General features: G+C 71.4%; 3 protein-coding genes. 1 reads left to right on the forward strand and 2 read right to left on the reverse strand.

Features of this window, described 5'->3' with window-relative positions; all coding sequences use genetic code 11:
- Positions 1-933, forward strand: a 933-nt coding sequence (locus DQP58_RS26490; RefSeq protein ID WP_240630174.1) for an LCP family protein, incomplete at its 5' end; no start/stop codon positions are given.
- An 8-nt stretch (positions 934-941) separates the two neighbouring features.
- Here DQP58_RS26490 and DQP58_RS26495 read toward each other — a convergent pair.
- Entirely contained in the window at positions 942-1,766 is an 825-nt protein-coding gene (locus tag DQP58_RS26495; protein ID WP_112710979.1) for a glycerophosphodiester phosphodiesterase, read from the reverse strand.
- 4 nt (positions 1,767-1,770) lie between these two features.
- The coding region (locus DQP58_RS26500; protein ID WP_205869555.1) for a DUF4328 domain-containing protein at positions 1,771-2,548 on the reverse strand (778 nt) is incomplete at its 5' end.

Raw genomic sequence — 2,548 nt, forward strand, 5'->3', positions numbered from 1 at the left:
CTGCTGGTGGGGGCGCTGCTGCTCGGCGCGGGCGCCGTCGCCGGGGCCATCTGGTTCGACACCAAACTGCACCGCGAGGAGGCTTTGGCCGACTATCCGGACCGGCCCGCGGCCGGCCGGGGGACCAACTGGCTGGTCGTCGGATCGGACAGTCGCCAAGCCCTCACCGCCGAACAGCAACAAGACCTGGCCACGGGCGGCGACATCGGTAACGGGCGTACCGACACGATCCTGCTGGTTCACGTGCCGAGCATCGGATCCGCAGCGCAGACGACGATGGTGTCGATACCGCGCGACTCCTACGTGCCGATCCCGGGGCACGGCAAGGACAAGATCAACGCCGCGTTCGCGATGGGTGGGGCGCCGCTGCTGGTGCGGACGGTGGAACAGGCCACCGGGTTGCGCCTGGACCACTACGCGGAGATCGGGTTCGGCGGGTTCGCCGGCCTGGTGGACGCGCTGGGCGGGGTGACGGTGTGCCCGACGACGTCGCTCAACGACCCGTTGGCCGGCATCGACCTGCCGGCGGGTTGCCAGACCCTCGACGGGCGCAACGCGCTGGGCTACGTTAGGTCCCGCGACACACCCCGCGCCGACCTGGACCGGATGGTCAACCAGCGTCAGTTCGTGGCGGCGCTGCTGCATCGGGCCGCGAGCGCCGCGGTGTGGCTCAACCCGTGGCGCTGGTATGCGGTGCCGCGGGCGGCCGCCGACGCGCTGACCGTCGACCGCGGCGACCACGCCTGGGATCTGGCCCGGCTCGGCTGGGCGCTGCATGGGTCGACCACCACCATGACCGTGCCGATCGGTCAGTTCACCAGCGGTGACGCCGGCTCGGTGGTGGTCTGGAATCACGACGCGGCCGCCCGCCTGTTCCAGGCGCTGGCTTCCGATGCGCCGCTGCCCCCCGCCGCGGTGGACGAACCGCAATAACGGCCGGGCTAGCCGCTGCCGTCGCCGGCGCGGTTGCCCTGCAACCACGCCTTAGTGCGACCGGGGTGGTGGGTGGCCAGCCAGGCCACCCCGACTTCGCGGCAGAAATCGATGTCCTCGTAATCGTCGACGTTCCAGCAGTAGACCGCCCTGCCCTGGGCGATGGCCCGGTCGGCGAGCTGGGGATACTCCTTCAGCGTCGACAGCGAAGGCCCCACGGCGGTGGCGCCGATGGCGGTGGGCGCGCCGCTGGTCAGGTACCGCCCGGTCTTGCCGAGCAGCACCGTCGGCAGCAGCGGGGCGGCCCGCCGGATCCGCCAGACCGCGGACGCCGAGAACGACATGACCACCGCACGGGACCGGTCAGCCGACGCGGGCGCGGCGATGCCGAACCGATGCAGGGCGGCGAGCAGCTTGGTCTCGACCAACGACCCGTAGCGGACCGGGTGCTTGGTTTCGATGAACAGCTTCACCGGCCGATGCCAATCCAGCACCAGCGAGACCAGCGCATCCAGCGTCAACAAGCTGGTGTCGCCGTGCGTGCCGTCCTCGCGCCAGCTGTCGTGCCACGCCCCGTACTCGAGCTCGCGCAGTTCGGCGAGGGTCATGGTGCTGACCAAGCCCGCGCCGGTCGAGGTCCGGTCCAGCCGGCGGTCGTGCACGCACACCAGGTGGCCATCGCGCGTCAGCCGCACATCGCATTCGACGCCGTCGGCGCCTTCTTTGAGCGCGAGGTCGTAGGCGGCCAGCGTGTGTTCGGGCCGCGCCGCCGAAGCGCCGCGGTGGGCGACGACATAGGGATGCCCGGCGAGCACCTCGTCGGCCCACGTCATACCCCTATGCTGCCGGTTCCTGCCCCTTCAACTCAACTGGGTCGGCCGACGCCGGCGCGGCGGGCCCGTCCTCGGGAACCGCGACCCAGCGATGCGCCGGACGTGCGATGGGTTTGCGCTGGAATCCCTCGAAGACGCGGGTCGCGGCGGCCAGCGTGGCGGCCGCCAACAGGTACGCGAAGACCATCAGCACGGTGTTGTTGGCGATGCCCTGGGCGTCGGTGGCGAAGCTGGTCGCAATGGCGGCGATGGACACGGCGTAGCTGCAAACCCACGCCACCCACCACTGCAGGACGGTGCCGCGCAGCCGGGCGTAGTGCTCCTCGAGCAGCGCCAGCTCGATCACGTACACCGGCGCCCACAGCAAATTGGCGAGCGGCACGACGCAGCCGGCCCACAGCGCCCGCGTGGAACGCGGCTCGGGCAGACCGTGATGGGCGAACACGGCGGCGCGGCGCGCGATCATCCAGCGGATCAGCAGCACGGCGGCGGCGATCACCGCCGCGCCGGCGCCTACGCTGGCGAGCACGCCGAGCCAGTCGGCGCCGATGGCCACCCACGTGTTCAGCAAGGTGTTCCGGTTGATCACCAGCAGCACGTAGCGCACCACGTAGACCAGGGCGGCGATGCTGAGCACCAGCACGCCCACGAAGGACGAAGTGCGAACGATCTGCGCCGACGGCCCGGACGGTGCCGCCGCCTCGGCCGCCGGCGCCTGCTCGACCCGGTCGGCCAAACCCCAGCGCGGGATCACGGTGTAGCGCGGCGTGGGTCCGAGGGGG

The organism is Mycobacterium colombiense, assembly GCF_003284975.1.
GTDB classification, from domain to species: Bacteria; Actinomycetota; Actinomycetes; order Mycobacteriales; family Mycobacteriaceae; genus Mycobacterium; species Mycobacterium europaeum_A.